The following is a 23,437-nucleotide window of genomic DNA, read 5'->3' as shown; positions in this document are numbered from 1 at the left end:
ATTGGCGTTGTCAATCATTTTTCAAAAATTTTTTTCAAACAATCCAAGGCGGCCGATCCGCTCCGCTGCTTCGCGAAGCCGCGCTTCATCGGTCAAGAGGCCGACGCGCACATACCCTTCGCCGTGCTCGCCGAACCCGATGCCTGGGGCGACGGCGACATGCGCCCGCTCAAGCAGCATGTCGGCAAACTCAGCGGATGATATGCCTTTTGGCAGCGGAAGCCAGGCGAAAAACGACCCGGATGGCGCCTGCACCTCCCAGCCGGCCTCGCAGAGCGCAGCGATGAACGCATTGCGGCGCGCCTCATACAATGCGACCAGCTCCGTGACACAATCTTGCGGACCAAGGAGCGCCGCGGCGGCCGCTTCCTGGATGGCGCCGAACAAGCTGACATACAAATGATCCTGCAAAAGCTCAAGCGCCCGAATGATCCGCTCGTTGCCGACGGCAAACGCCACACGCCAGCCGGCCATATTGTATGTTTTCGAAAACGTATAAATTTCGACGCCGACGTCTTTCGCCCCATCGACTTCCAGGAAGCTGACCGGTTTCCGGCCGTCAAAGCCGATCGCCCCATAAGCGAAATCGTGCACGACGGCAATGCCGTGCTTGGCGGCAAACGCCACCGTCTCCGCGAAAAATTCCTTTGTCGCCGTCGCGCCGGTCGGATTGTTCGGATAGTTTAAAAACATGAGCTTCGCTCGGTCGGCCACTGCCGCCGGAATGGCTTCATAGTCCGGCAAAAAACCGTTTTCCGCAACAAGCGGCATCATTTCCATCCGCGCGCGGGCAAGCGCGATCCCCGACCAATAGTCCGGATAGCCCGGGTCCGGGGCCAGCACCACATCGCCCGGGTTGACGAGGCAAAGCGGCAGCTCGACAAGCCCGGCCTTGCCGCCGAACAAAATGGCGACTTCGCGGTCTGGATCGATGTTCACCCCGTATTCACGCGCGTAAAACGCGGCGATGGCTTCTTTCAAAAAGAAGTAGCCTTGAAACGGCGAATATTTATGGTATTTCGGATTAGCCGCCGCCCGCTGCATCGCCTCAACGATATGCTTTGGCGTCGGCTGATCCGGGTTGCCTTGCCCTAAATTGATCACGTCGCATCCGGCCTTGATTTTCTCCCCGACTTTTGCGACAAGCGAGGCGAAAAATTGCTTTGGCAGCTGCTCAAGCAACTCGGAAAAAGGAATTTCCATCGTCATCGCCCACACCTTCTTAAAAAATTCTTGAAATTCTAGTGCAACATCATATATCGTAAAAAGCAAAATGTAAAGCAAAATTTTTTCGAGGTGAAAACTCATGACGATCCGCATCGCCTGCCTCCAGCTTGATATTGCGTTTGGCGACCCGAACGAAAACGAACGGCGCGCGGAAAGCGCCATTGAATCGGCCGTCAAGGACGGCGCGAATATCATCGTGCTGCCGGAATTATGGACGACCGGCTACGATTTGACGCGCCTAGATGAGATTGCCGACGAAGGCGCCGAACGGGCCAAAGCGTTCGCCTCCCGCCTAGCGCAAGCACACAGCATCCATCTCGTCGCCGGCTCGGTCGCTAAAAAAACAACAACCGGCGTGACGAACACGATGATCGTGGCCGACCGGAACGGTCAAATCGTCGGCGAATATAGCAAACTCCATCTGTTCCAATTGATGGATGAACATTTGTATTTGCAGCCGGGAAGCAGCTTAGGCTTGTTTTCGCTCGACGGGCTTTCATGCGCCGGGGTCATTTGCTATGACATCCGCTTTCCGGAGTGGATTCGCGCCCATGCTTTGGCTGGGGCGGAAGTGCTGTTTGTCGTCGCCGAATGGCCGCTTCCCCGCCTGCACCATTGGCGGACGCTCTTGATGGCGCGGGCGATTGAAAACCAATGCTACGTCGTCGCCTGCAACCGGGCTGGCCGCGACCCGAACAACGTCTTTGCCGGCCATTCGCTCGTCATCGACCCATGGGGCGAAGTGATCGCCGAGGCGGACGAGAAGCCGGGCATTCTCTCGGCCGACATCGATCCCGCGCTCGTTGCGGACGTCCGTGCGCGCATCCCGGTGTTTGCCGACCGCCGGCCGCACGACTATGAAACGGCAAAAAATTTTTTCAAAACGTATTGACAATCGATTGGCCGACCATGTATCATTCGAATCAAACAACCAAACGATTGAGAACATCGTGAAAATTCCCGAAACTGAATACAAGAAATCGGTACTCTTATCAAGAGTTGGCTGAGGGAATTGGCCCAATGAAGCCCAGCAACCGACCGTAATGCTATCGTGAGATAGGGCGCACGCCAAGGGCGGCGCCGGAAGCGTCATGCTTCCGCAGGGCACGGTGCTAAGTCCAACAGAAAGACCGATGTCTTTCTGAAAGATAAGAGGCGCGAAGAACGAATGAATCTTCAAGCCTCTTTCCGTATGCGAAAGAGGCTTTTTCATTTGTCGGAAACGCCGAGTTTTAGCGCGCGTCAGAACCGGCATTTGAAAACGAGCGAAATGAAAAAAGGGGGAACAAGGCAATGACCACTGTTCAAACATCGGTTTACGAACCGCTGACCGAACCGAAGGCGGTATCTCTCGCTGTCCGCCTCGGCTTATTCCGCGACGGGGCGCCTCTTTTGTGCCGCGAGATCGGCGACGGCAACTTGAACTTAGTGTTTCATATCGTCGACCAAGAAACAAAGCAAGGCGTAATCATCAAACAAGCGTTGCCGTACGCCAAAGTGGTCGGCGAAAGCTGGCCGCTTACGTTAAAGCGCGCCGTCATCGAAAGCAACGCGCTGCGCACGTTTGCGAGCTATGTGCCGCAATACGTGCCGAAAGTCTACTATTCTGACGAATCGCTCGCCATTACGGTGATGGAAGACTTATCCCGTTTGCAAATCGCCCGCAAAGGGTTGATCGAAGGAAAAACGTATCCGCTTTTGTCCCAGCATATCGGCGAGTTTGTCGCCAAGACGGCGTTTTATACGTCTGATTTCGGCATGAACCAGCAAGAGAAAAAGAAATTGGCGCAAAGCTTCGTCAATCCGGAACTGTGCAAAATCACGGAAGACCTCGTCTTCACCGACCCGTTTTTTGACCACGAAACGAACAACTTTGAAGACGAATTGCGCCCAGACGTTGAAGCGCTTTGGCGCGATGACCGCTTGCACCTAGAAGCAGCAAAGCTGAAGCGCAAGTTTTTAACCGAAGCCGATGTGCTCTTGCATGGCGATTTGCATACCGGCAGCATTTTCGTAAGCGCCGACGAAACGAAAGTGATCGACCCGGAATTCGCCTTTTACGGTCCGATCGGGTTTGACCTTGGCCAATTTTTCGCCAATTTGCTGTTAAATGCGTTGTCCCGCCCTGAATTAGAGCGCCAACCGCTCTTTGACCACATCGACCGGACATGGGACGTCTTTGCGTCCGTGTTCTCAACCCTTTGGCGCACCGAGAGCGTGGAAACGTACGCCGCGACGCCGGGCTTGCTCGAGGACGTGCTCCGGCACGCGTTCATCGATGCTGTCGGCTTTGCCGGCTGCGAAGTCATCCGCCGGACGATCGGCCTCGCCCATGTGGCGGACCTTGACGGCATCGAGCACAAAGATGAACGGCTTGTTGCCAAACGGCATGCGCTCCGCCTCGGCCGCCGCTTGATCATTGAGCGGGCTGAGCTGACAGGAACGGATGGCTTCCGCCGGCTGCTCGCCGAAACCAAGCAGTAATGCCATTCGATCCGGCCCGCCGGCGACGGGCCGGACAAACGAACAACGCCAAAAGAAAGGAAGACAGCAATGAGCACATTTGCCATCCCGCGCTCAGTCGAATGGCGCGAGACGCATGTGACGATTTTAAACCAACAAAAACTTCCAACAGTCACGGAATATATCGACTTGCACACCATTGAAGACGTATATGACGCGATCGCCACGCTGAAAGTGCGCGGCGCGCCGGCGATCGGCATCACTGCCGCCTATGGCTTGGCGCTCGCCGCTTCGAGCTATGACACCGAGTCGGTCGATGAATTCCGTCGCCGCTTAAAACAGGATCGCGACTACCTGGCCGGCGCCCGACCGACCGCCGTCAATTTGTTTTGGGCGCTCGATCGGCTCGTCACCGCTGCGGCCGACGCCCTTTCCGTCAACGAGGCAAAAACGGCGCTCATCCATGAGGCGATCCGCATTCAAGTGGAAGATGAGGATGTGTGCCGCCGCATCGGCGAATACGCGTTGTCGCTCTTTCGTCCGGGCGATCGGGTGATGACGATCTGCAACGCCGGCTCGATCGCCACCGCCCGCTACGGAACAGCGCTCGCCCCGTTTTATTTGGCGAAAGAAAAAGGAATCGAGCTATCCGTCTACGCTCTTGAGACACGTCCCGTTTTGCAAGGGGCGCGCCTGACCGCTTGGGAACTGATGCAAGCGGGCGTTGATGTGACGCTCATCACCGACAACATGGCAGCGCAAACGATCAAGGCGAAAGGCATTGGCGCCATCATCGTCGGCGCCGATCGGATCGCGCGAAACGGCGATACGGCGAACAAAATCGGCACGTTCGGCCTCGCCCTGCTCGCGAAGTCGTTTGACATTCCGTTTTACGTCGCCGCGCCGCTGTCCACGATCGATTTGACGACGAAAACAGGTGCGGACATCCCGATCGAAGAGCGCCATCCGGATGAAGTGACCCACATTGCCGGCGTGTGCATCGCCCCGGAAGGCGTCAACGTATACAATCCGGCGTTTGACGTAACGCCAAACGAACTCATTACCGCCATCATTACCGAAAAAGGCATCATTCGCGGCAATTACAACGCAACGCTGCCATCATTATTCACAAAGGAGGAGCAACATGAAACGATTTAAGGCCTTATCTTCCCTTTTTCTTCTTTTCTTTGCCGTGTTCTCCATCTTGGCTGGCTGCACACACGAGCAAGATGCCGTTAGCTCCAAGCCAGCCAACGGAGCCAAGACCACGAACAACAAAACGGAAACGACATCCAGCCACTCGACGGCAACAAGCGACGAGCAAGCGGCCATTCCTGAAAAGTTGAAAAAGCCGGTGAAAATCGCCGCCATTATGCAACTGTCCATCGGCACGTTCTCATCGCAATACATCGCCGGCGTCAAAGAACAAGTGCAAAAATTCGGCGGCGAGGTGCAAATTTACAACGCCGACAACGATTTAACCAAAATGGCATCGTACGTTGAGACGGCCATTACGCAAAATGTTGACGCCATTTTGCTTGACCACGGCCGCGCCGATGCGCTCGAAGGCCCGGTGAAAAAAGCTGTCGCCAAAGGCATTCCAGTTGTGGCGTTTGACAACGATTTGAACATTCCCGGCGTCACCGTCATCGACCAAGACGACTACAGCCTCGCCTGGAAAACATTAAAAACGCTCGCAGAAGACTTAAACGGGGAAGGCAACATCGTCACGATTTGGGTCGGCGGCTTTACCCCGATGGAACGCCGCCATGTCATTTATGACGCGTTCAAAAAACGCTATCCGAACATTAAAGAAATTGCCAAGTTTGGCACGGCGAGCGCCAACACAGCTTTGGACACACAAACGCAAATGGAAGCGATTTTGAAAAAATACCCGAACAAAGGCGACATTGACGCTGTCTTCGCAACTTGGGACGAGTTCGCCAAAGGGGCGACGCGCGCCATCGAGCAAGCTGGGCGCACGGAAATTAAAGTGTATGGCATCGATTTGAGCGATGAAGACTTGCAAATGATCCAAAAACCAAACAGCCCATGGGTGGCGACAACGGCGACCGACCCAGCCGAAGTCGGCCGCGTCCAAGTGCGGTTCGCGTATCAAAAAATCGCTGGAGAAAAAACGCCGAACATTTACTCGCTTGAGCCGCATTTAGTGAAACGGTCCGATCTTCCGGACAAACAAGTGTCGATGAATGAGCTTTCGCAATACATCCCGGGCTGGGGGCAATCCAATGTCGCCATCTCGCCGTGGATGAAAACGTTGGAAGCCCAGGTGAACAAAAAATGAACGGGTTGTCAATGCGGGGCATGGAAAAATCGTTTGGCGCCGTGCGCGTGCTCGACGGCGTGGACTTCGACGTTCGTCCTGGCGAAGTCCACGCCCTTTTAGGCATGAACGGCGCCGGCAAAAGCACGCTCATGAACATTTTGGCCGGCGCCATTCCGCCTGACGCTGGTACGATCACGATCGACGGTACGATATACACGTTTTCATCGCCGCGCGAAGCAAAACAAGCCGGCATCGGCCTCGTCGTTCAAGAAGTTGACACAGCGCTCTTTCCCGGCTTGCCGATTTACGAAAATGTAGCGGCGGACGAGTTCGTCCATGTGAAGCAACGGCCGATTCGCTCGCTGCGTCAAGAAAAAGAGCGGGCCGCCGCCCTGCTTCGCCGCGTCGGCCTGTCGTTGCCGCCGACGAAATTGGTTCGCGACTGCTCGCTCCATGAAAAGCAGCTGATTGTGCTCGCCAAAGTGCTGTCATCCAACGCGCGCTATATCATCCTAGACGAACCGACGGCCGCCTTAAGCGAGGCGGAAACAAGGCGTCTGTTTGCCATCATCGATGAACTGAAGCAGCAAGGCGTCGGCTTTATTTACATCTCTCATAAACTGAAAGAAGTTCAGGAGATCGCTGACCGGCTGACGATTTTGCGCGACGGCCGCGTCGTCTATCACGGAGGCGCCCGCAGCCTGCCGCTTGAGGACATCGTCCTTCATATGACTGGAACGAAGCGGACCGCCGCCGCGAAACAAGCACGCACATACAGAAGCGACATCGCGTTTGCCGCCCGCGGAATGTTGATCGACAAAACCGGGACAACAGTCGACCTATACGCCCACCGCGGCGAAATCGTCGGCATCGCTGGCCTCGTCGGCGCCGGCAAGACGGAGCTTGCCGAAAGCCTCATCGCCCACCGGAACACATCCGGCGAGTGGGAAATTGATGGCAGACGCTATGTGTTCTCATCGCCTTATGAAGCCATCGACGCCGGCCTTTGCCTCATCCCGGAAGAACGGCGCAAACAAGGGTTGTTTTTGCCCGAATCAGTGAAAACGAACTTGACCGTCCGCCTTCTTTCCCGCCTGTCGCGCTGGCAATGGATCAGCCGGAGGAAGGAAACGGACGCCGCCGACGAACTTGTCCGCTCGCTCGGCATCCATCCGCCGTCGCCTTCGACCGCTGTCCGCCACTTAAGCGGCGGCAACCAGCAGAAAGTCGTCATCGGCAAATGGCTCAACACAAACGCACGCGTCTTTTTGTTTGACGAACCGACCAAAGGAATCGACGTCCATGCGAAACAAGAGGTGTTTTCCATCATTCGCTCCCTTGCCGATGAAGGAAAAACGGTGCTGTACTTTTCCAGCGAATTTCAAGAGCTGCTTGACATTTGCGACACCATCTACGTGATGGTCGACGGCCGGCTGCTCGCTCGCCTGCCGGCCGCTGAATTGACGTATGAACAGCTTGTTTACTATTGCAGCGGAGGTGAGATCCATGAGCCAGCCAGCCGTTTCCACAGCGCCGTCGAAAAAAACGGCGCCGTCCATTCTTGAATGGTTGTATAAACACGGCACCTTGCTGGCCATTCTTGCCGTGATCGCCTACTTCGGCATCACGCAAGACCGATTTTTTACGTATGAAAACTTCAGTGACATTTTGCGGTCCATTTCGATCGTGACGCTCGTGGCAATCGGCATTACGTTTTCGCTCATCGTCGATGGCTTCGATTTGTCGGTCGGTTCGACAGTGAGCTTGGCGACGATTGCCAGTGCGGCGGCGCTCGTCCTGTACCGCCAAGAAATTTTCATCACCCTGCTCGTGCCGCTGTTGCTCGGCATTGCTGTCGGGCTCTTGAACTCGTTGTTGATCGTCAAATTCAAATTGCCCGATTTGCTCGCGACGTTGGCGACGATGTACGCCATTAACGGCGTGCAGCTCACCTATACGAAAGGGTTTTCGATCTACAACGACATGCCGCTGCCCGATGGCGGCACGGCGCCGGGCAAATTCATTCCTTCCTTTTTATTTATCGGCCAGGGAGAGCTGTTCGGCGTACCGTTTTCTGTCTTGCTTATGCTGTTTGTCGTCATTGCCGCTCATCTGTTTTTAACGTACACGAAACCCGGCCGCCTCTTTTATTTGACCGGGGAAAACCGCGAGGCGGCAAGGCTCTCAGGCATCCCGGTCAACCGCTATCGGACATATGCATACGTCATCAGCGGGTTTTTTGCGGCCTTAGGCGGCATCGTCCTTGCCTCGCGCATCGGCACCGGGCAAGTGTCGGCCGGCGCCTCTCTTTTAATGGACAGCGTCGCCGCCGCCTACATCGGCTTTTCCGTCTTTGGCGCCGGCAAGCCGAACGTCATCGGCACATTGTTCGGCTCGATTTTAATGGGCGTGTTGCTGAACGGCTTGACGATGATGAACGTTCCGTATTACGCCCAAGACATTATAAAAGGCGCCATTTTAGTCGGCGCCCTCGCCTTGTCGCATTGGCAAAAAAAATAACGCCCGATCTCTGCCCCCGTGGATGGCAATCCTCGGGGGCAGACGCGTTTTTCATATAGATGCAACGAAGAAGTTTACCATATCCTTGACGGAAAAGCGGTTTGTCCATTTTCGACTGTCGAAGGCAAGCAACAGGCTTGCCCCGTCACGCCTTGGCGTGACGGAAGACCGAACAACCACCTGCTTCACAGACCCATATATGGGTCTTTAAGCGGCGTTGTTCGGTCGCCCGACAGTCGATCAAATACTTGATAAAAGCTATAAATGGTAAAGCTTCAAATTGCATCTATATAGACAAGCCATCAGCTTCTTTTTCCGCCTGCTTCATTGCAGCATCCGCATACAACGCCTTCCAAACTCTTTGCCTGTTCCACGAACGCAAGAGCGTCATCTACGTAAGCGGCGCTCAAGCTCCAACAGCTTCGCCTTCACATCGGTGCGGCTTCCGGCATAGCCAATGAGAGCGCCGTTTTTGCCGACAACACGGTGGCACGGAACGAGAATCGACAGTTCATTCGCCCGGTTTGCCTGGCCGACGGCGCGCACCGCTTTCGGGCGGCCGATTTGCGCGGCGATGTCAGCGTATGTCGCCGTCTCGCCGTATGGGATGCGGCAAAGCGCCGCCCACACCTCTTCTTGGAAGGCTGTTCCCTTCCACTTCAGCGGCAAGTCAAATACTTGGCGTCGACCGTGGAAATACTCATCCAGCTGCCTAAGCGCGCGTTCAAGAAGCGGCGACCAGCTTTTGACAACCGAATGTTCGCCGGCGAACGCGCGCCATTCTTCTGGAAACAGCTCGACTTTGACAATCGCGTCGCCGTCGGAGGCGACGTAAATGTCGCCGAGCAGCTCTGAGCGGTATACTGCATATTCAATCGTCATCGTCGTCCTCTCTTTCCATTCGTTCGATCGGCAACGTGATATGGAACGTCGTGCCGACGCCGACTTCGCTTTCCACTTCAATTTTCCCTTGGTGCTCTTCTATGATTTTATAGCTGACCATCAAGCCGAGGCCGGTGCCGCGTTCTTTCGTCGTATAAAACGGCTCGCCAAGCTTTTTGATTTTATCTTTTGGAATGCCGCATCCTTGGTCGGTGATGGAGATGCGCACATAGCACCCGGCGCGGGTGATGCGCACCGTAATGTCCCCGCCTTTTGGCATCACTTCGATGGCGTTTTTCAAAATATTGATGAACACTTGCTTCAACTGATTCGGCTCGCAATACACCGGCGGCAGCCCGCGCTCGAAGTCGGCGATGATTTGCACGTTGTGCATCATCGCTTGGGCGCTGATCAAATCGATCGTGTCTTGCATAATTTTGCAGATATCATTTTGTTTGTACTGCACCGCCTGGGGCTTCGCCAGGACCAGAAACTCGGTGATGATCGACTCAATCCGTTTCAATTCCGACATAATGACATTAAAATACATCGAATAGTCGCCGTCAATGCTTCCTTGCAACAGCTGAATGAAACCCTTTAGCGCCGTCATCGGATTGCGGATTTCATGGGCGATGCCGGCGGCCAATTCCCCGACGACGTTGAGCGTATCCGACTTGCGCAGCTGCAGCTCCATCTCCTTGCGCTCGGTCACATCGCGCAGCATCATCATCCCGACGCCGGGAATCACTTCCTTTTTCAGTGAAAACTCAATAATTCTCCCTTTTCCCTCGTCGAAAAATTCGACCTCGCCGCTCGCTTCGCCGGTGCGTTGGCATTGTTGAAGCAGCTTGTTGAGCTGGCGGCGCGCCCGCTCCGGAACGAGCTCGACCACCATTCGGCCAAGCAGCGCCTCCTTTTCGACGGAAAAAATGCCGCAGACAACCGGATTGGCGTCGATGATCCGATGCTTGGCATCCCAAAGCAAAATACCATCCATCGCATGATCGAAAATGCTCCGGAACTTTTGCTCGCTTTCGCGCAGCTCGCGCTCGATTTTCCGCCGCTCGCTCACATTGCGGAAAATCGTCAAGTGGTACCCGTCGATCGCTCCTTTTTTCATGGTGAACTCGAGCTGCTTATCCTCACCGTTCGGCATATGAAACGTCAGCTCGTCACGGATTTCCCCTTTGCGCCGGAACTCGCTGAAAATGCGTTTCACCTTTTCGTCCCCATAGTCGACAAAATCAAACAAATTGCGGCGCACAAGCAAATTCAAGGGCAGCTCAAACGTCCGGCTCGCCGCCGGATTGGCGTTCAATATGTAGCCAAAATCGTCCCAAATGAGGATCGCCTCATGCGCTTGTTCGAAAATAGCCCGGAACCGTTCTTCGCTTTTTTGCAACTTGATTTCCATATTTTTTCTTTCTGTCACATCGCGCATAATGGCCATGTAAAACCCGCTATAGACGTTGGAAGTCGCCGTCAGCTCAAACATTTTCACCGTTCCGTCCGGGCGGACAAGCGACAACTCGCCTTTGGCCGTTCCCTTTTCTTTCACTTCCGCGAGCAGCCGAGCGAACTCATTGGCGCATTCGCGGGCGACGAACTGCTGAAACGACAAATTGAGCAGTTTTCCTTTTTCCAAGTTCAAGCTCATCGAAAACGCCGGATTGACATCGATAAACCGCCCAAATTCATCGAAAATGACGATGCCGTCAACGGCGCGGTTGAATACGTCGCGAAACAAAAACTCATGAATGATGCGTTCGCGCTCAAGCGCCTTATGGGCTGAGATGTCGCGCATCATGACAAGGTCAAATTCGTCGAACACATCCTTTTTCATCGAAAATTCCACATGCTTCACTTTGCCGTCCGGCAGTTTGATGAGCAGTTCATCGCTGAACGAACCGAACTTTTGCAACATCGAGCGCTGAAACAGCAAAATATCGGGCGGCACAAGTTCGAGGAACGAAGAAAACGAATGGCCGATCAACGAAAACTTATCCATCTCAAACAGCTTGCACGCCGCTTCGTTCACATCGACAAATTCACCGTTTTTATTTAAAATCACGATCGCATCGAGCGACCGCTCAAAAATGATCGAATAACTGTTCAACCGCTCTTTTAACCGCCGATTTTCCTCTTCAAGCGACCGCACATCCGGCGATGCATTTTGTTCTTCCCGAGGAGAAAGGCTTTGGGCCATATCCATCTCTCCTTGTCTATTCAAACCATTCAACGAAATATATATTCGATGTGGAAAAATTTACTCCTCCCTTGATTTACGAAGATTTTTTAAAATTCTTTTCCACAATGTTCGACAAGTTTTTCTGCTTTTTCATTTGGCTAAACTGCATGATAGTCAACTCTCCCCCCTCGCTTAAAGCCAAATGAAAGCTTCCAATTGCATCTATAGATTATAGACAAAGGAGTTTTGCTGCTATATTATAGACAAAGGGGTTTTGTTGCGATGAACATCGTCTGTGCGACATTGAACGCCAAATACATTCATATGAATTTAGCCATCCGCTATTTAAAAGCATACGCTCAGCCCGAATTTGACGTCAAGCTTGTTGAGTATACGATCAAAGACCCGGTGCTGAACATTGTGACTGATTTGTACCAACGCCGTCCGGATGTCATCGGCTTCAGCTGCTACATTTGGAACATTGAAGAAACGATCAAAGTCGTCAAGCTGTTGAAAAAAGCAGCGCCGAATATTGTCATCGTCGCCGGCGGACCGGAAGTGTCGTACGATGTGCGTGAATGGATGGAGCGGGTGCCGGAATTGGATTTTATCGTCATCGGTGAAGGGGAAGAAACGTTTAAACAGCTGCTCTTTGCCTTAGAAGGCCGCAAAGAAGTGGCAGATGTCGCAGGGCTGGCGTTTCGCGATGGAAAGCGCATCGTCGTCAATCCGCAGCGAAACAAAATCCGCCTTGCTGATATGCCGTCGCCGTTTCGCTTTCCGGAAGACATCCCACATCTTCCGAACCGGATCATCTACGTGGAGACAAGCCGCGGCTGCCCGTTCAGCTGCCAATTTTGCCTGTCCTCGATTGAAGTAGGTGTCCGCTATTTTGACCGTGAAAAAATCAAGGATGATTTGCGCTATTTAATGAAGCACGGAGCGCGGACGATCAAGTTCGTCGACCGGACGTTCAACATCAGCCGCAGCTATGCCATGGACATGTTTCGCTTTTTAATTGACGAACATGTACCGGGAACGGTATTTCAGTTTGAAATTACCGCCGACATTATGCGCCCGGAGGTCATCGAGTTTTTAAACAAGGAGGCGCCGCCCGGGCTGTTCCGCTTTGAAATCGGCGTCCAGTCGACAAACGACGAAGTGAACCGTCTCATTATGCGCAAGCAAAACTTCGCAAAACTTTCGCGAACGGTGACGATGATTAAAGAAGGCGGGAAAATCGCCCAGCATTTGGATTTGATCGCCGGTCTGCCCGAAGAAGACTACAACTCGTTCCGAAAGACGTTTAACGACGTGTTCGCCCTTCGCCCGGAAGAACTGCAGCTTGGCTTTTTGAAACTGCTGCGCGGCACTGGGTTGCGCCTGCGCGCCGAGGAGTACGGCTATGTGTATATGGACCATGCGCCATACGAAGTGCTCGCCAACAACGTCTTGTCGTTTGATGACGTCATCCGCATCAAGCAAGTGGAAGACGTGCTCGAAAAGTATTGGAACGCCCATCGAATGGACGAAACGATCGAGTACTTGGTGACCGATGTGTTCCCATCGCCGTTTGACTTTTTCCAGCAATTTGGCGCGTATTGGGATGAGCGCGGCTGGGCGCGCATTGGCCATCAGCTTGAGGATTTATTCCGCCGCCTGCATGAGTTTTTACGTACGTGTGCGCCAGAGGCCCTGCCTGTCGCCGAATCGCTCATGAAATACGACTACTTGCGCAACCAAAAATACAAACCGCGCAAGCCGTGGTGGGAAGAAAAAACGGAGAAAACGACGCGCACGACCGTCTACCGCGCGCTGCTTGAGCGCCCCGAGGCGCTTGGGGAGGACTTTGCCGCCCTCGGGCTCGGGGAAAAGGAATTGTTTAAACATACGGTCGTGGAAATCGTGCCGATCGATGTCGGCCGCTATATCGCCGCGAAGCAGCTCTCGTTTGCGCCAACGGCCATCGTCGCCTATTTTGATCCGTCCGGCACCGGCGCAACGCTGTTTTCCGCGCCGCTGTCCGCCTTGTCCGCTTCGGCATCCGCCTAACGGCCAAACGCCGGAGGCACGGCTTTTTTGTGCACCACGCGAAAAAGCAGGGAGCGTTATCCCTGCTTTTTTCGTTTCTTTTCATTTTCTTTCGCCCGTTTTTGTTCCTCCATGATCCAAAGCGGCTCGTGGGCAGCGAAATCGCCCCATTCAAACGCCATTTCTTCATTTCGTTGGGCAGTCCGCCCTTTTTGCTCTTTACCCATCCCCGCCTCCTTGCCGCCCTTTTTTCGAATTGCGGTTCGCGCCGCGGATCATGTCCTCCTCGCCGGCATATTGTGCCGCAAATTCGGTATCCGGCAAGCTTTCCGTTGGCGTTTTATTGTTGTTTTTCGCTGCGTCAAATTTCACTTTTCGCTTCATCATCGTTTCGTCTCCTCCTCATCAACCGTTTTCCGCTCATAAGCGACAAGCACAATTTCTTCTCCTGTTTCTTCACGCAGCCGCTGTTCGAGTTGCTGGAGCTGGCGAAGCGTCCCGTCTTGCAGGCGGGCAACCGGGAATGCAATGTCAGTCACATCGATCCTCCTTCCCGCATTTTTTCTTATCGTGTCTCCGCTGCGCCAACTTTATGCGCCGCTACGGTTTGAGTACCACTTTAATGCAGCCGTCTTTTTTTCATCGAAAATCTCGTATGCATATTGCGCCTCGTCAAGAGGAAGACGGTTCGTGATGATATCAGTCGGGTCGAATTTTCCTTCGACGATCCATTCGTACAGCGTCGGAATGTAATGAATGACCGGCGCCTGCCCCATTTTCAGCGTAATGTTGCGCGAAAGCACGCGCAAATATTCAGCTTGCCCGCCCGGGTAGCCGCCAAACGTTTCAGAATAGCCAAAGTTATGCCTTGGTATGTGACGGCTCTCATCCTCTTCCTCCTTTCTCTCCTTCCGGACGGATCAGCCAAACGACAAGAGCTCCGCCAAGCAACGCCAGCCCGCTGAGCAAGAACAAAAGCGGACCGGCGCCGCTTTTCATCAGCCAGGCTGCCAACGGCGGTCCGGCAGCCACGCCGATAAAACGAAGCGAACTGTAAAACGATGTCACCGTCCCGCGCTCGCTTTTCTCAATTCCTTCCGTGATAAGCGCATCTAAACACGGCAGCGCAGCGCCGATGCCGATGCCGGCTGCCGAGAACAACGCCAGCCAAACGGAAAGGGATGGATGAAGGGGAACGAGGGCCAACGCAGCCGCCAATAGAACGGAGCCGGCTGCAGCGCCCCATTTCATCCGCTGTTTCCGGTCGCCAATCGCTTTCCCGGCCGCAAATGAAGCGAGGCAGAGCGCCCCGAGCGGGATGGCGAGCATCCATCCTTTCTTGATTCCGTCAATGCGATAAACGTCTTCAAGACGGTTGGAAAGAAAAAACAAAAAGGCAAATAACACGAGCATCAATAAACCACCGATCATAAAAACACCAACAAGCCAACGCCCTTCGCGGCGGAAAATCGCCGCCACCACCGCAATAAAATCCCGAAACGGCAACGGCCGCTCCCGACGCGCCGGCACCTGGATGGACCAAACCATCATTGCTGCCGATAGCAGGCAAAAGACAGGGAACGAAAAAAATGGAAAAAACCAAATGATGCCAGCCAGCATCGCCCCGAGAATCGGGCTTAGCACTTTGCCGAACGTGTTCGCCGTTTCAACCGTCCCTAAACAGCGGCTTGCCTCCTCCTCATCCGGAAACAAATCCCCGACAAGCGGCAAAACGATCGGAAACGCCCCGGCCGCCCCGAGCCCTTGCAACATGCGCCCGGCGATCATCCAGCCGTACGGGTCGCTCACCCGCCAAGCAGCCCATCCCGCCAGCCCCCCTCCCACCGCCGCCAGCAACAGGCTTGGAACGATGACCATTTTTCTCCCGATGCGGTCGCTTATATATCCGGCCAGCGGAATGAACAAAATCGCCACAACGGAATACATCGTGATCAGCAGGCTCGACTGCAGCGGCGTGATGTCGAGATGCCGTTCCATCGCCGGCAGCACCGGGATGAGCATCGAATTGCCCAGCGTCATGACAAGCGGAATCGAGGCAAGCGCAGCGACCGCCCACCCCCGACCAGCCTGCCTCCCTGCCTGTTTTGACAGCTGCACCGTCCATTCCATCGCTTCGGTCCCTTTCTTATGAAGTCGATATTTCCACTTATATGATGTGCGTTTTTTTCATGGATATGCCGCGCGAAAAAAAGCTGCCGCCAAAGGAGGACAACCCTCCGTTTGGCGAACAGCCCCTTCTTGTCATGACCGGAAAACCGTTGTACAAAACGTCCGTTATTTTCCGCCCGTGAACGAAATTCCTTTGATGAAGTAGCGGTTGAAAAAGGCGTAAATGACCAACACCGGCAGCGTAAACACCATGGATGCCGCCATAATGTAGTTCCAATAGCTGATGTACTGTCCTTTGAAGCTATTGAGGCCAAGCGGCAGCGTAAACAGCTGTGGATCGGACAAAATAATGAGTGGGCGCATGAAATCGTTCCACGAACCCATGAAGACGAAAATGGCCTGAGCCGCCAGAGCTGGACGAGCGAGCGGCAATGTCATGCCCAACAATTGCACTTAATGTCATGCCCAACAATTGCACTTTATGAAAGGCCAGAAAGATCGCAAACCAAATCGGCCCGATAATAAAAAGAAGCAGCACAAATAAAGTAGGAGACAAAAACAGGTAGCTTGCCCCCGCTTCGCGCCACATTCGCTTCGTTGACATTCTTTTCATCTTATTCCCTCTCCTTGCCGAGAATCGAAAATCGCTATTCCTCTCTTTCTAACGCAGCCGAAAACAGCTGCGGTTAGAAAGAAAGGAACAGCTCCCTGGCAGAGCATGCCCGTCTGCCAGGGGCTGATTCGCCTTATTTGCTCTCGATTTCGCTATTGGCCGTTTTTTGCGCTTCTTTCAATGCCTCAGCAAGCGGACGTTCACCGAGGAAAGCGCTGACAAATTGGTTATTGAAGTTGTTCGTAATAATCGGCAAGTTCGTTCCGTTTTGCCATACAGTTGCATACGATGCGCCAGCGACAAGCGGTGCACGCAGCGGATCTTTGTCAAATCCTAGTGCCGCAGCGACCGATTTGCGCGTCGGCAAAGCGTATCTTATTTGCAATCTTTTTTAATGAAAAATTCCTCCTGTAATTCCCAACCATATCTCTTTGTTCGGTCGTCCATACTAATCATACCTCATCAAAAAACCATCAAGGAGGAATTTCATATGGCTCGTTCAAGCAACAAACTGCTTGTGCCAGGCATTGAACAAGCGTTGGAACAAATCAAATACGAAATCGCCCAAGAGTTTGGCGTGCAACTTGGGGCTGGCACGGTTTCGCGCGCCAACGGCTCCGTCGGCGGGGAAATTACAAAACGGCTCGTCGCCCAGGCGCAAAGCGAACTGGCCGGCCGGAGAACAGAATAAAGCCGAGCGCCATCACTCGGCTTTTTTTGTTTTGGAATTCATTGCTTCCGAAGGACGGCCGGGATGGGCCGGATGGCGCCGCTCTTTTTGGTCGTTGCCATCCGGCCGGCCGCCTGCCGCTTTTTTCTCTACATAATGACCGCCCGGCCGCGATGGTCTGGCGTTTCCATGTTTTTTCCCTTTCGGAGACATTTCCTTGTTTGACGGAGAGCTTTCCTTATTTAAACCGGGGTTTTTCCGCTCGTGCGGCATCTGTTTTTCTTTTTTCTGCTGTTTTGTCTTCTGTTCCCTATGCTTCTGTTTCACTTGCGCCGGCTGTTCCAGTTTTCTCCCTTTTGATGGTGATGCTTTCTTTTCACTCTTTCCGACTTGTCCGTTCCCTTTGTCCGGCTTGGTGGATGTAGACGAGGCCGGTTTCACCTTTTTCTCGATTTGCAATAATTTTCCGGTTGTCATCCCCCGTTTGACAGCTTGGTTGCGCACGGCCATCGTACTATTGGCCGTGGTAATGACAATCCGGTCATCCGCCACTGACCGCTGGATATCGGCGAGCGCGGCAGACAGCTTCCGCGCCGAAGAGGCGTCGCGCTCCCTCTCCACCGTCGTAATCAGCACTTCCCCGCCTTTCTTTAAATACCCCTTTTGTTCGCTTAGCGCAATGATTTGTTTCGCTACCGAAGAAAACGGTTGACGTTTCCAGGAAGGAAGCGCCGTCAGCACCTTCTTTCCTTCCTCATTGTAAGCCTTCAGTGTCAACACGCGCAGCTCCGCATCGACTCCCGCTTCCATGCTTGGGTTGATGTCGATCGACATGTAGGCGTACACCGCATTAGAAGGCCATTGAATCCAAGTCGCCAGAAGCACCGCGGCCGCCGTCAGAACGCTTATGAGCGCATATCGAAACGAACGGCGGCAAAACGGAAAAGGACGGCCAACCGCATTCGCTTTGACCTCTTCTCCAATCTCCCATTCTTTTTCTTTTTTCAATCGAAGAAATTCCCCTTCCGGCGTCAATACCGTGACGAACTCTTCATCCAACTCCAGCACAATTCCCTTTTTCACGATGAAAGCACCCCTTTTATATAGTCCTTTAGGTAAATGTAATCGCCTGCCAAAATAACCGCGATCGCAATAATGTATTTTCTATTTCTCTCAATCGTCTTGCGGCTGACCGACGCCATCGTTTCCAGCTGTTTGATTGGCAGTTGCTTTTTTCGAAACAACAGGGCGAGCCATTCCTCGTTCGCCACAAGCAACTCGGCGACGCGAATGGCATTGAGGCGGGCGTCTTTATGTTTTGGCGATTGTTCGACTAAATCGTGAAAATGAATGCCGAATTGTTTCAGCACTTGCTGGTAATGAAGAATTTCTTCCCGACGCTGTTCTTGTTCGATTTGCCTATAAAACTCCTCAACCGATAATTTCGCATCTACGTACGTTTGCGCCGCCTGCTCGCCGTTTTCTCCATCTTCGACATGCCATATGGCCTCTCGCATTCTCACCTCTTTTCGAATGTAATCGATGAGGCGCCGCTTAATGAGCAGCTCCGCAAACGACAGAAAGGAACCTCCTTTGTGCAACGCATATTTTTCAATCGCTTCGTTAAAAGCGATCAGTCCAATGCTCGCCTCATCATCTTCCTCATGAATGAACCTCTTGCATACACTTGAGACTGTTTTAACGATAAACGGCTTATATTGCCGGATGAGCTCATTGCGCAACGCTTCATTTCCCCGCTGAATTTCCACAACCGTCCGTTCAAGCGTTCTCTCTCTTCTTTTCAATAATGTCCCAAACACCCTTTTCACCCCGCTTATACAAAGCCGGACTGACGCTCGTTCTTTATATTATTCGCACATCGCAACCCAAATATGGCCGTCGCTCAAAGGGGATTTTTTCAAGTCGCTCAAGTGAACACAAGTCCCCAAAAAGGCTCAACGCCGCCTGCGCCGAGCACACGCCCTCCATCAGCAAAAATCATGTATTTCTGTGCTTGACGGTTTCAAAACATCTCACGCTTTCTTCTGTAAGGGAAAATCAGTAAATCAACATTTTTCAGACATGGTGACGCGCGAAAAAGCCTCACTTGTCAAGTACACTTTGTGGAGATGAACCCTTCTAAATGAAAAAAGAGTGAAACGCGGTGTTGCCGAAAAATTTGACATAATGGAAAAAGGGGCTGTTTCCCCATTTGGGTCAGCCCCTTTTTCATTGTTTGGCCGTTCATCCGGCCTTTTCTTCCGTCCGTGCCATTTCATTCAGCTCACTATGCTTGCGGCCGTAGATAAAGTAAATCACTAAACCGATCAGCAGCCACGAGACAAAACCGATCCATGTCGTCGCCGGAAGCTGAAGAACGAGGTAGCCGCAGAATAAGACAGCCAAAATCGGGATGACTGGGACAAACGGAACGCGGAATGCCCGCTTTAAGTCCGGCTGCGTTTTACGCAGCACCAACACGCCGATCGAGACGGTGATAAAGGCAAAGAGCGTGCCGATGTTCGTCAGTTCCGCCAATTTGTTGAGCGGAATGATGCCGGCAAATACCGCTACAGCCGCTCCCGTCAGCCACGTATTGACATACGGCACTTGGCGCGTCGGGCTGATGCGGGCAAACACTTTCGGCAGCAAACCGTCGCGGCTGATGGCGTAGAAGAGACGCGTCTGCCCATACATCATCACAAGGAGCACGGTCGTAATGCCGGCGATCGCCCCGAGCGAAATAAAGCCCGCCACCCAGTCTTGGTGGATATAGTTTAACGCAAACGCCACTGGGTTTTTCACGTTGAGCTGCTCGTACGGAACGATGCCTGTCAATACGAGCGAAACCGCAATATACAACAATGTGCACACAAGCAACGAGACGATAATGCCAATTGGCATATCGCGCTGCGGATTGCGCACTTCTTCCGCCGCCGTCGACACCGCATCAAAGCCGATGTAAGCGAAAAACACCGTCGCCGCGCCGGTCGCTACGCCAGAGAAGCCATACGGCATAAACGGCGTCCAGTTCTCCGGTTTGACGTACCAAACACCGACCGCCAAAAAGAGCAGCACGACCGCCACTTTAATGGCAACGATCACCGCGTTAAAACGCGCCGATTTTTTGGCGCCTAAGTTCAACAAAAACGTAATGAACAGAATAATTAAAATCGCTGGCAAATCGATGAACGTTCCTTTCGCCGGATCATACGCGCTCGTGAGCGCCTTCGGCAGCTCGATGCCAAAACCGGCAAGCAACCCTTGGAAATAACCGGACCAACCGACAGCGACCGCCGACGAAGCAATCCCATATTCCAAAATCAAATCCCAGCCTAAAATCCAAGCGAATAATTCACCGAATGTCGCATAGCTATATGTGTATGCGCTCCCTGACACCGGCACCGTCGAGGCGAACTCGGCGTAGCAAAGCGCCGCAAACACACACGCCAACCCAGACAAAACGAACGAAAGAACGAGAGCCGGACCAGCATGTTCCGCCGCCGCCACCCCGGTCAGGACGAAAATGCCTGTCCCGATAATGGCGCCGATGCCGAGCATCGTCAAGTCGAATGCACCTAACTCTTTTCGCAGCGAAGCTCCTTTCGTCCCCGACTCCTTAAGCAACGATTGAATCGGTTTTTTACGAAACAAATTCATAGATGTCTCCCCTTGTCGTTTTTTGTAGAAAATTGTTGAATTTTATTGTCGAATACAGTTGACATTCTACATGATCCTTGTTTTTTTGTAAAGTGCGAAAATAAGAAAAACAGCAAAAAAATTTTCTCCGTTTTGTGCGGTAAAGCAAAAAATAGTTTTTAAAAATAACAAAAAACATCAATTTACAAATTTTTCAGATAAATGTATAATGAATGTGTGACAAATTTGTGTCAGAAAGGGGGGCACATCCACCGTTTGCGGCAGAACAGTTCATAGTCCTTTTTGAAAACGCTTTAATGACAAGGAGGGATTACAATGGCAGTGAAAAAACAATCAAGGGTCGACCAGGGCGGCATCAACTATGATGCCATCGCTCAATCCGCTTCGTTCCGCGGGCTCATTCAGGCGAAGAAGCGCTTCATCATCCCAGCCACCGTCTTTTTCTTCGTCTTTTACTTCGCCCTTCCGGTGTTGACGTCGTATTCGAAAGCGCTCAACGCACCAGCGATTGGGCCGGTCAGCTGGGCGTGGCTGTTTGCCTTTGCGCAGTTTATTATGACATGGGCCTTATGCATCCTTTATTCGAAACGCGCAGCACAATTTGATGCCATCGTCGAGCAAGTGAAGCAAGAAGCAGCGGAAGGAGGAAACACGTAATGCACGGGCTCGCCTTTTTCCTCTTCCTCATTATCGTCGCCTTGACGCTTGTCATTACGTACTACGCCTCGAAACGGACGAAAACGACAAGCGAATTTTACACCGCGGACAGCAGCCTCACCGGCTGGCAAAACGGGCTCGCCATCGCAGGCGATTATATGTCCGCCGCATCCTTCTTAGGAATCGCTGGCATGATCGCGCTGACGGGATTTGACGGCTTCTTTTACAGCATCGGCTTCCTTGTCGCTTATCTTGTCGTCTTGTATATCGTCGCCGAACCGCTTCGCAACCTCGGCAAATACACGATGGCCGATATGATCGCCGCCCGTTTTGACGATAAGAAAGTGCGCGGCGTCGCGGCGTTAAATACGATCGCCATCTCGATTTTCTATATGATCGCCCAGCTTGTCGGCGCCGGCGGCCTCATCAAGCTTCTGTTGGGTCTAGACTACATTTATTCCGTCTTGATCGTCGGCATTTTGATGACGGTGTACGTCGTCTTCGGGGGCATGACAGCAACGAGTTGGGTGCAAATCGTCAAAGCCGTCTTGCTGATGGTCGGTACGTTTATCATTTCCATCATCGTCTTTGCCAAATTCGATTTCAGCATCGCCAAAATGTTCCACGAAATGAAAACAGCGACGCCGCTTGGCGAGGCGTTTTTAAACCCGGGCAACAAGTTTAAGGATCCACTCGATACGATTTCACTCAACTTGGCGCTCGTGTTGGGGACGGCCGGGCTGCCGCACATTTTGATCCGCTTCTTTACGGTCAAAGACGCCCCGACTGCGCGCAAATCGGTCGTGTATGCGACATGGATCATCGGGATTTTCTATGTCCTGACCATCTTTTTGGGGTTTGGCGCCGCCGCGTTTGTCGGCTATGACAAAATCGTCGCCGCCAACCCGGCCGGCAATATGGCCGCCCCGCTGTTGGCGGAAGCGCTTGGCGGAGATTTCTTGTTCGCTTTCGTCTCTGCCGTCGCCTTTGCGACGATTTTGGCCGTTGTCGCCGGACTTGTGTTGTCAGCCGCCTCGGCGTTTGCCCATGACTTTTACAGCCATATTTTGCGGCGCGGCCAGGCGACGGAAAAAGAACAAATGCTCGCCGCCCGCTGGGCATCCGTCGGCGTCTCGGTGTTGTCGATTTTGTTAGCGCTGTTTGCACAAAAAATGAACGTCGCGTTCCTCGTATCGCTCGCATTTGCGGTCGCCGCCAGCGCCAACTTGCCGACGATCGTATTCACCATTTTCTGGCGCCGCTTTAACACGACTGGAGCGATTACGGGGATGCTTGTCGGCCTGATCAGCGCCTTGGTGCTCGTCTTCTTCAGCCCGAACGTCTGGTCGCCGCAGCCGGGCGCCGCCATTTTCGTCGGCGAACCGCTCTTTAAGCTCGCCAACCCGGGCATCATCTCGATTCCGCTCGGCTTTATCGGTGCGATCGTTGGCACGCTCGTCTCGTCGAAAAAATCGGATGAAAAGAAATATACGGAAATTGTCGTCAAAGCAAATACTGGGATAGGACGCGTGTAACACAGCAAAGAAGGGGCTGGCCCAAAACGTGCTTGCGTTTGGGTCAGCCCCAATTAGCATTATAACAGTTTGTATAGGTAATATTCATTTACAAATTCCCCATTCACTCTTAACGATTGAACCCTCTCGCCTTCTAATACGAACCCCATCTTCCTATATAAGTTGAACGCCTTATCGTTCCCTTTCATGACCGTAAGTCCTAATCTCAAAATTCCAACTTCCTTTGCCCACTCAAACGCTTTGTTGAATAGTTTAGTGGCAATGCCCTGTCCTTGATAGTCTTCAAGAACTCCCAAAACAACATTGGCAGAATGTCGATTTCGTTTTACATCGCCTCCTATGACAGCAAGGAACCCGACAAGCTTGTTTTCCGTTTCAGCAACAAAGATCATTTTATTCGGCTCAGACAACATTCTTTCAATCGATTTACTTTGTTGCTCAACCGTTGTTTGCCGTTCGCCAGGCTCAAATAACATAAAACCAGATTCATCAATTTTTTTGCACAACTCCAAGAAATGTTCCGCATCGCGAACTTCAATCGGTCTGATCATCATTTTTTCTTTCTCCCTTTTAT

General features: G+C 52.8%; 21 protein-coding genes, 4 pseudogenes and 1 riboswitch. Of the genes and pseudogenes, 10 read left to right on the top strand and 15 right to left on the bottom strand.

Going from position 1 to position 23,437, the window contains the following annotated elements; translation table 11 throughout:
• Window positions 1-21: 21 nt before the first annotated feature.
• The gene (locus tag GHH_RS04405) at window positions 22-1,209 is read right to left on the bottom strand and encodes a pyridoxal phosphate-dependent aminotransferase (protein ID WP_015374249.1); all 1,188 of its coding nucleotides are present in this window, start codon (window positions 1,207-1,209) and stop codon (window positions 22-24) included.
• A 97-nt stretch (window positions 1,210-1,306) separates the two neighbouring features.
• On the opposite strand from GHH_RS04405, the gene GHH_RS04400 reads away from it, so the two are divergent.
• The 6 genes from GHH_RS04400 to GHH_RS04375 all read left to right on the top strand — a co-directional run bounded on the left by GHH_RS04400 (window position 1,307) and on the right by GHH_RS04375 (window position 8,497).
• On the top strand, window positions 1,307-2,119 hold the full coding sequence (locus tag GHH_RS04400) for a carbon-nitrogen family hydrolase (RefSeq protein WP_015374248.1): 813 nt from the start codon (window positions 1,307-1,309) through the stop codon (window positions 2,117-2,119).
• Between the two features lie 94 nt (window positions 2,120-2,213).
• A riboswitch (SAM riboswitch) is annotated at window positions 2,214-2,382 on the top strand.
• Window positions 2,383-2,520: 138 nt separating this feature from the next.
• Window positions 2,521-3,711: an S-methyl-5-thioribose kinase gene (gene mtnK, locus GHH_RS04395; protein ID WP_015374247.1), complete on the top strand. Its 1,191-nt coding sequence runs from the start codon at window positions 2,521-2,523 to the stop codon at window positions 3,709-3,711.
• 69 nt (window positions 3,712-3,780) lie between these two features.
• Window positions 3,781-4,848, top strand: a complete 1,068-nt coding sequence (gene mtnA, locus GHH_RS04390) for an S-methyl-5-thioribose-1-phosphate isomerase (protein ID WP_015374246.1) — start codon at window positions 3,781-3,783, stop codon at window positions 4,846-4,848.
• A complete protein-coding gene (locus tag GHH_RS04385; RefSeq protein WP_011230449.1) occupies window positions 4,835-5,995 on the top strand; it encodes a sugar ABC transporter substrate-binding protein in 1,161 nt (386 codons plus the stop codon). Before mtnA ends, GHH_RS04385 begins: the two co-directional genes overlap by 14 nt.
• Entirely contained in the window at window positions 5,992-7,542 is a 1,551-nt protein-coding gene (locus GHH_RS04380) for a sugar ABC transporter ATP-binding protein (protein ID WP_015374245.1), read from the top strand. The genes GHH_RS04385 and GHH_RS04380 overlap by 4 nt, the downstream gene beginning before the upstream one ends.
• Window positions 7,484-8,497: an ABC transporter permease gene (locus GHH_RS04375; RefSeq protein ID WP_015374244.1), complete on the top strand. Its 1,014-nt coding sequence runs from the start codon at window positions 7,484-7,486 to the stop codon at window positions 8,495-8,497. The genes GHH_RS04380 and GHH_RS04375 overlap by 59 nt, the downstream gene beginning before the upstream one ends.
• Before the next feature lie 387 nt (window positions 8,498-8,884).
• On the opposite strand, the gene GHH_RS04370 is transcribed toward GHH_RS04375, so the two are convergent.
• Complete coding sequence (locus tag GHH_RS04370; RefSeq protein WP_015374243.1) at window positions 8,885-9,379, bottom strand: methylated-DNA--[protein]-cysteine S-methyltransferase; 495 nt, start codon at window positions 9,377-9,379, stop codon at window positions 8,885-8,887.
• On the bottom strand, window positions 9,369-11,585 hold the full coding sequence (locus GHH_RS04365) for a PAS domain-containing sensor histidine kinase (RefSeq protein WP_011230445.1): 2,217 nt from the start codon (window positions 11,583-11,585) through the stop codon (window positions 9,369-9,371). The genes GHH_RS04370 and GHH_RS04365 overlap by 11 nt, the downstream gene beginning before the upstream one ends.
• Before the next feature lie 264 nt (window positions 11,586-11,849).
• Here GHH_RS04365 and GHH_RS04360 point away from each other — a divergent pair, with 264 nt between their 5' ends.
• Window positions 11,850-13,619, top strand: coding sequence for a B12-binding domain-containing radical SAM protein (locus GHH_RS04360; RefSeq protein ID WP_015374242.1), 1,770 nt, complete (start codon window positions 11,850-11,852; stop codon window positions 13,617-13,619).
• A 56-nt stretch (window positions 13,620-13,675) separates the two neighbouring features.
• Here the strand turns inward: GHH_RS04360 and GHH_RS19115 are convergent, their stop codons facing one another.
• The 8 genes and pseudogenes from GHH_RS19115 to GHH_RS04335 form a co-directional block, all read right to left on the bottom strand.
• Entirely contained in the window at window positions 13,676-13,825 is a 150-nt protein-coding gene (locus GHH_RS19115; protein ID WP_015374241.1) for a hypothetical protein, read from the bottom strand.
• Entirely contained in the window at window positions 13,818-13,985 is a 168-nt protein-coding gene (locus GHH_RS19110) for a hypothetical protein (protein ID WP_011230441.1), read from the bottom strand. The genes GHH_RS19115 and GHH_RS19110 overlap by 8 nt, the downstream gene beginning before the upstream one ends.
• Window positions 13,982-14,137 carry a hypothetical protein gene (locus tag GHH_RS19105; RefSeq protein WP_011230440.1) on the bottom strand — a complete coding sequence of 52 codons (156 nt, stop codon included), beginning with the start codon at window positions 14,135-14,137 and terminating at the stop codon, window positions 13,982-13,984. Before GHH_RS19105 ends, GHH_RS19110 begins: the two co-directional genes overlap by 4 nt.
• Window positions 14,138-14,198: 61 nt before the next feature.
• A pseudogene (locus GHH_RS04350) lies at window positions 14,199-14,398 on the bottom strand (glutathione-dependent formaldehyde dehydrogenase); the annotation flags it as partial.
• A gap of 85 nt (window positions 14,399-14,483) precedes the next feature.
• Window positions 14,484-15,728 (bottom strand): MFS transporter, encoded by a 1,245-nt coding sequence (locus GHH_RS04345; RefSeq protein WP_015374240.1) that lies wholly within the window; start codon window positions 15,726-15,728, stop codon window positions 14,484-14,486.
• A gap of 165 nt (window positions 15,729-15,893) precedes the next feature.
• Window positions 15,894-16,166: pseudogene (locus tag GHH_RS04340) on the bottom strand (ABC transporter permease subunit); the annotation flags it as partial.
• Window positions 16,162-16,341: pseudogene (locus tag GHH_RS19690) on the bottom strand (sugar ABC transporter permease); the annotation flags it as partial. The pseudogenes GHH_RS04340 and GHH_RS19690, both read right to left, overlap by 5 nt.
• A gap of 133 nt (window positions 16,342-16,474) precedes the next feature.
• Window positions 16,475-16,714 (bottom strand): annotated as a pseudogene (locus GHH_RS04335) (sugar ABC transporter substrate-binding protein); the annotation flags it as partial.
• A gap of 117 nt (window positions 16,715-16,831) precedes the next feature.
• Here GHH_RS04335 and GHH_RS04330 point away from each other — a divergent pair.
• Window positions 16,832-17,032 carry an alpha/beta-type small acid-soluble spore protein gene (locus tag GHH_RS04330; protein ID WP_015374238.1) on the top strand — a complete coding sequence of 67 codons (201 nt, stop codon included), beginning with the start codon at window positions 16,832-16,834 and terminating at the stop codon, window positions 17,030-17,032.
• Window positions 17,033-17,044: 12 nt separating this feature from the next.
• Here GHH_RS04330 and GHH_RS04325 read toward each other — a convergent pair whose 3' ends face one another.
• From GHH_RS04325 to GHH_RS04315, 3 genes are all read right to left on the bottom strand, one after another.
• The gene (locus GHH_RS04325; protein WP_015374237.1) at window positions 17,045-18,094 is read right to left on the bottom strand and encodes an anti-sigma factor domain-containing protein; all 1,050 of its coding nucleotides are present in this window, start codon (window positions 18,092-18,094) and stop codon (window positions 17,045-17,047) included.
• The gene (gene sigI / locus GHH_RS04320) at window positions 18,091-18,831 is read right to left on the bottom strand and encodes an RNA polymerase sigma factor SigI (RefSeq protein WP_041470423.1); all 741 of its coding nucleotides are present in this window, start codon (window positions 18,829-18,831) and stop codon (window positions 18,091-18,093) included. The genes GHH_RS04325 and sigI overlap by 4 nt, the downstream gene beginning before the upstream one ends.
• A gap of 424 nt (window positions 18,832-19,255) precedes the next feature.
• Window positions 19,256-20,671: an amino acid permease gene (locus GHH_RS04315; protein WP_015374235.1), complete on the bottom strand. Its 1,416-nt coding sequence runs from the start codon at window positions 20,669-20,671 to the stop codon at window positions 19,256-19,258.
• A 315-nt stretch (window positions 20,672-20,986) separates the two neighbouring features.
• Here GHH_RS04315 and GHH_RS04310 point away from each other — a divergent pair, with 315 nt between their 5' ends.
• Both GHH_RS04310 and GHH_RS04305 read left to right on the top strand, forming a co-directional pair.
• Window positions 20,987-21,328, top strand: a complete 342-nt coding sequence (locus GHH_RS04310) for a DUF485 domain-containing protein (RefSeq protein ID WP_015374234.1) — start codon at window positions 20,987-20,989, stop codon at window positions 21,326-21,328.
• Window positions 21,328-22,863 carry a cation acetate symporter gene (locus GHH_RS04305; RefSeq protein ID WP_015374233.1) on the top strand — a complete coding sequence of 512 codons (1,536 nt, stop codon included), beginning with the start codon at window positions 21,328-21,330 and terminating at the stop codon, window positions 22,861-22,863. Before GHH_RS04310 ends, GHH_RS04305 begins: the two co-directional genes overlap by 1 nt.
• Before the next feature lie 59 nt (window positions 22,864-22,922).
• Here GHH_RS04305 and GHH_RS04300 read toward each other — a convergent pair whose 3' ends face one another.
• A complete protein-coding gene (locus tag GHH_RS04300; RefSeq protein ID WP_015374232.1) occupies window positions 22,923-23,417 on the bottom strand; it encodes a GNAT family N-acetyltransferase in 495 nt (164 codons plus the stop codon).
• Window positions 23,418-23,437: the final 20 nt, after the last annotated feature.

It is taken from the genome of Geobacillus sp. GHH01, assembly GCF_000336445.1.
Classification (GTDB): domain Bacteria; phylum Bacillota; class Bacilli; order Bacillales; family Anoxybacillaceae; genus Geobacillus; species Geobacillus zalihae.
Note: the sequence above shows the minus strand (reverse complement) of the source record. Positions and strands in the feature narration are given on the sequence as shown.

Bases quoted from the DNA above. Each gene is read 5' to 3' on its own strand.
- GHH_RS19110 (WP_011230441.1), bottom strand. From the start codon at position 13,985: ATGATGAAGCGAAAAGTGAAATTTGACGCAGCGAAAAACAACAATAAA.
- mtnA (WP_015374246.1), top strand. From the start codon at position 3,781: ATGAGCACATTTGCCATCCCGCGCTCAGTCGAATGGCGCGAGACGCAT.
- GHH_RS04385 (WP_011230449.1), top strand. From the start codon at position 4,835: ATGAAACGATTTAAGGCCTTATCTTCCCTTTTTCTTCTTTTCTTTGCC.
- GHH_RS04300 (WP_015374232.1), bottom strand. From the start codon at position 23,417: ATGATGATCAGACCGATTGAAGTTCGCGATGCGGAACATTTCTTGGAG.
- GHH_RS04305 (WP_015374233.1), top strand. From the start codon at position 21,328: ATGCACGGGCTCGCCTTTTTCCTCTTCCTCATTATCGTCGCCTTGACG.
- GHH_RS04330 (WP_015374238.1), top strand. From the start codon at position 16,832: ATGGCTCGTTCAAGCAACAAACTGCTTGTGCCAGGCATTGAACAAGCG.
- GHH_RS19115 (WP_015374241.1), bottom strand. From the start codon at position 13,825: ATGGGTAAAGAGCAAAAAGGGCGGACTGCCCAACGAAATGAAGAAATG.
- GHH_RS04400 (WP_015374248.1), top strand. From the start codon at position 1,307: ATGACGATCCGCATCGCCTGCCTCCAGCTTGATATTGCGTTTGGCGAC.
- GHH_RS04365 (WP_011230445.1), bottom strand. From the start codon at position 11,585: ATGGCCCAAAGCCTTTCTCCTCGGGAAGAACAAAATGCATCGCCGGAT.
- GHH_RS04345 (WP_015374240.1), bottom strand. From the start codon at position 15,728: ATGGAATGGACGGTGCAGCTGTCAAAACAGGCAGGGAGGCAGGCTGGT.
- GHH_RS04360 (WP_015374242.1), top strand. From the start codon at position 11,850: ATGAACATCGTCTGTGCGACATTGAACGCCAAATACATTCATATGAAT.
- mtnK (WP_015374247.1), top strand. From the start codon at position 2,521: ATGACCACTGTTCAAACATCGGTTTACGAACCGCTGACCGAACCGAAG.
- GHH_RS04370 (WP_015374243.1), bottom strand. From the start codon at position 9,379: ATGACGATTGAATATGCAGTATACCGCTCAGAGCTGCTCGGCGACATT.
- GHH_RS04315 (WP_015374235.1), bottom strand. From the start codon at position 20,671: ATGAATTTGTTTCGTAAAAAACCGATTCAATCGTTGCTTAAGGAGTCG.
- GHH_RS04405 (WP_015374249.1), bottom strand. From the start codon at position 1,209: ATGACGATGGAAATTCCTTTTTCCGAGTTGCTTGAGCAGCTGCCAAAG.
- GHH_RS04310 (WP_015374234.1), top strand. From the start codon at position 20,987: ATGGCAGTGAAAAAACAATCAAGGGTCGACCAGGGCGGCATCAACTAT.
- GHH_RS04380 (WP_015374245.1), top strand. From the start codon at position 5,992: ATGAACGGGTTGTCAATGCGGGGCATGGAAAAATCGTTTGGCGCCGTG.
- GHH_RS04375 (WP_015374244.1), top strand. From the start codon at position 7,484: ATGAGCCAGCCAGCCGTTTCCACAGCGCCGTCGAAAAAAACGGCGCCG.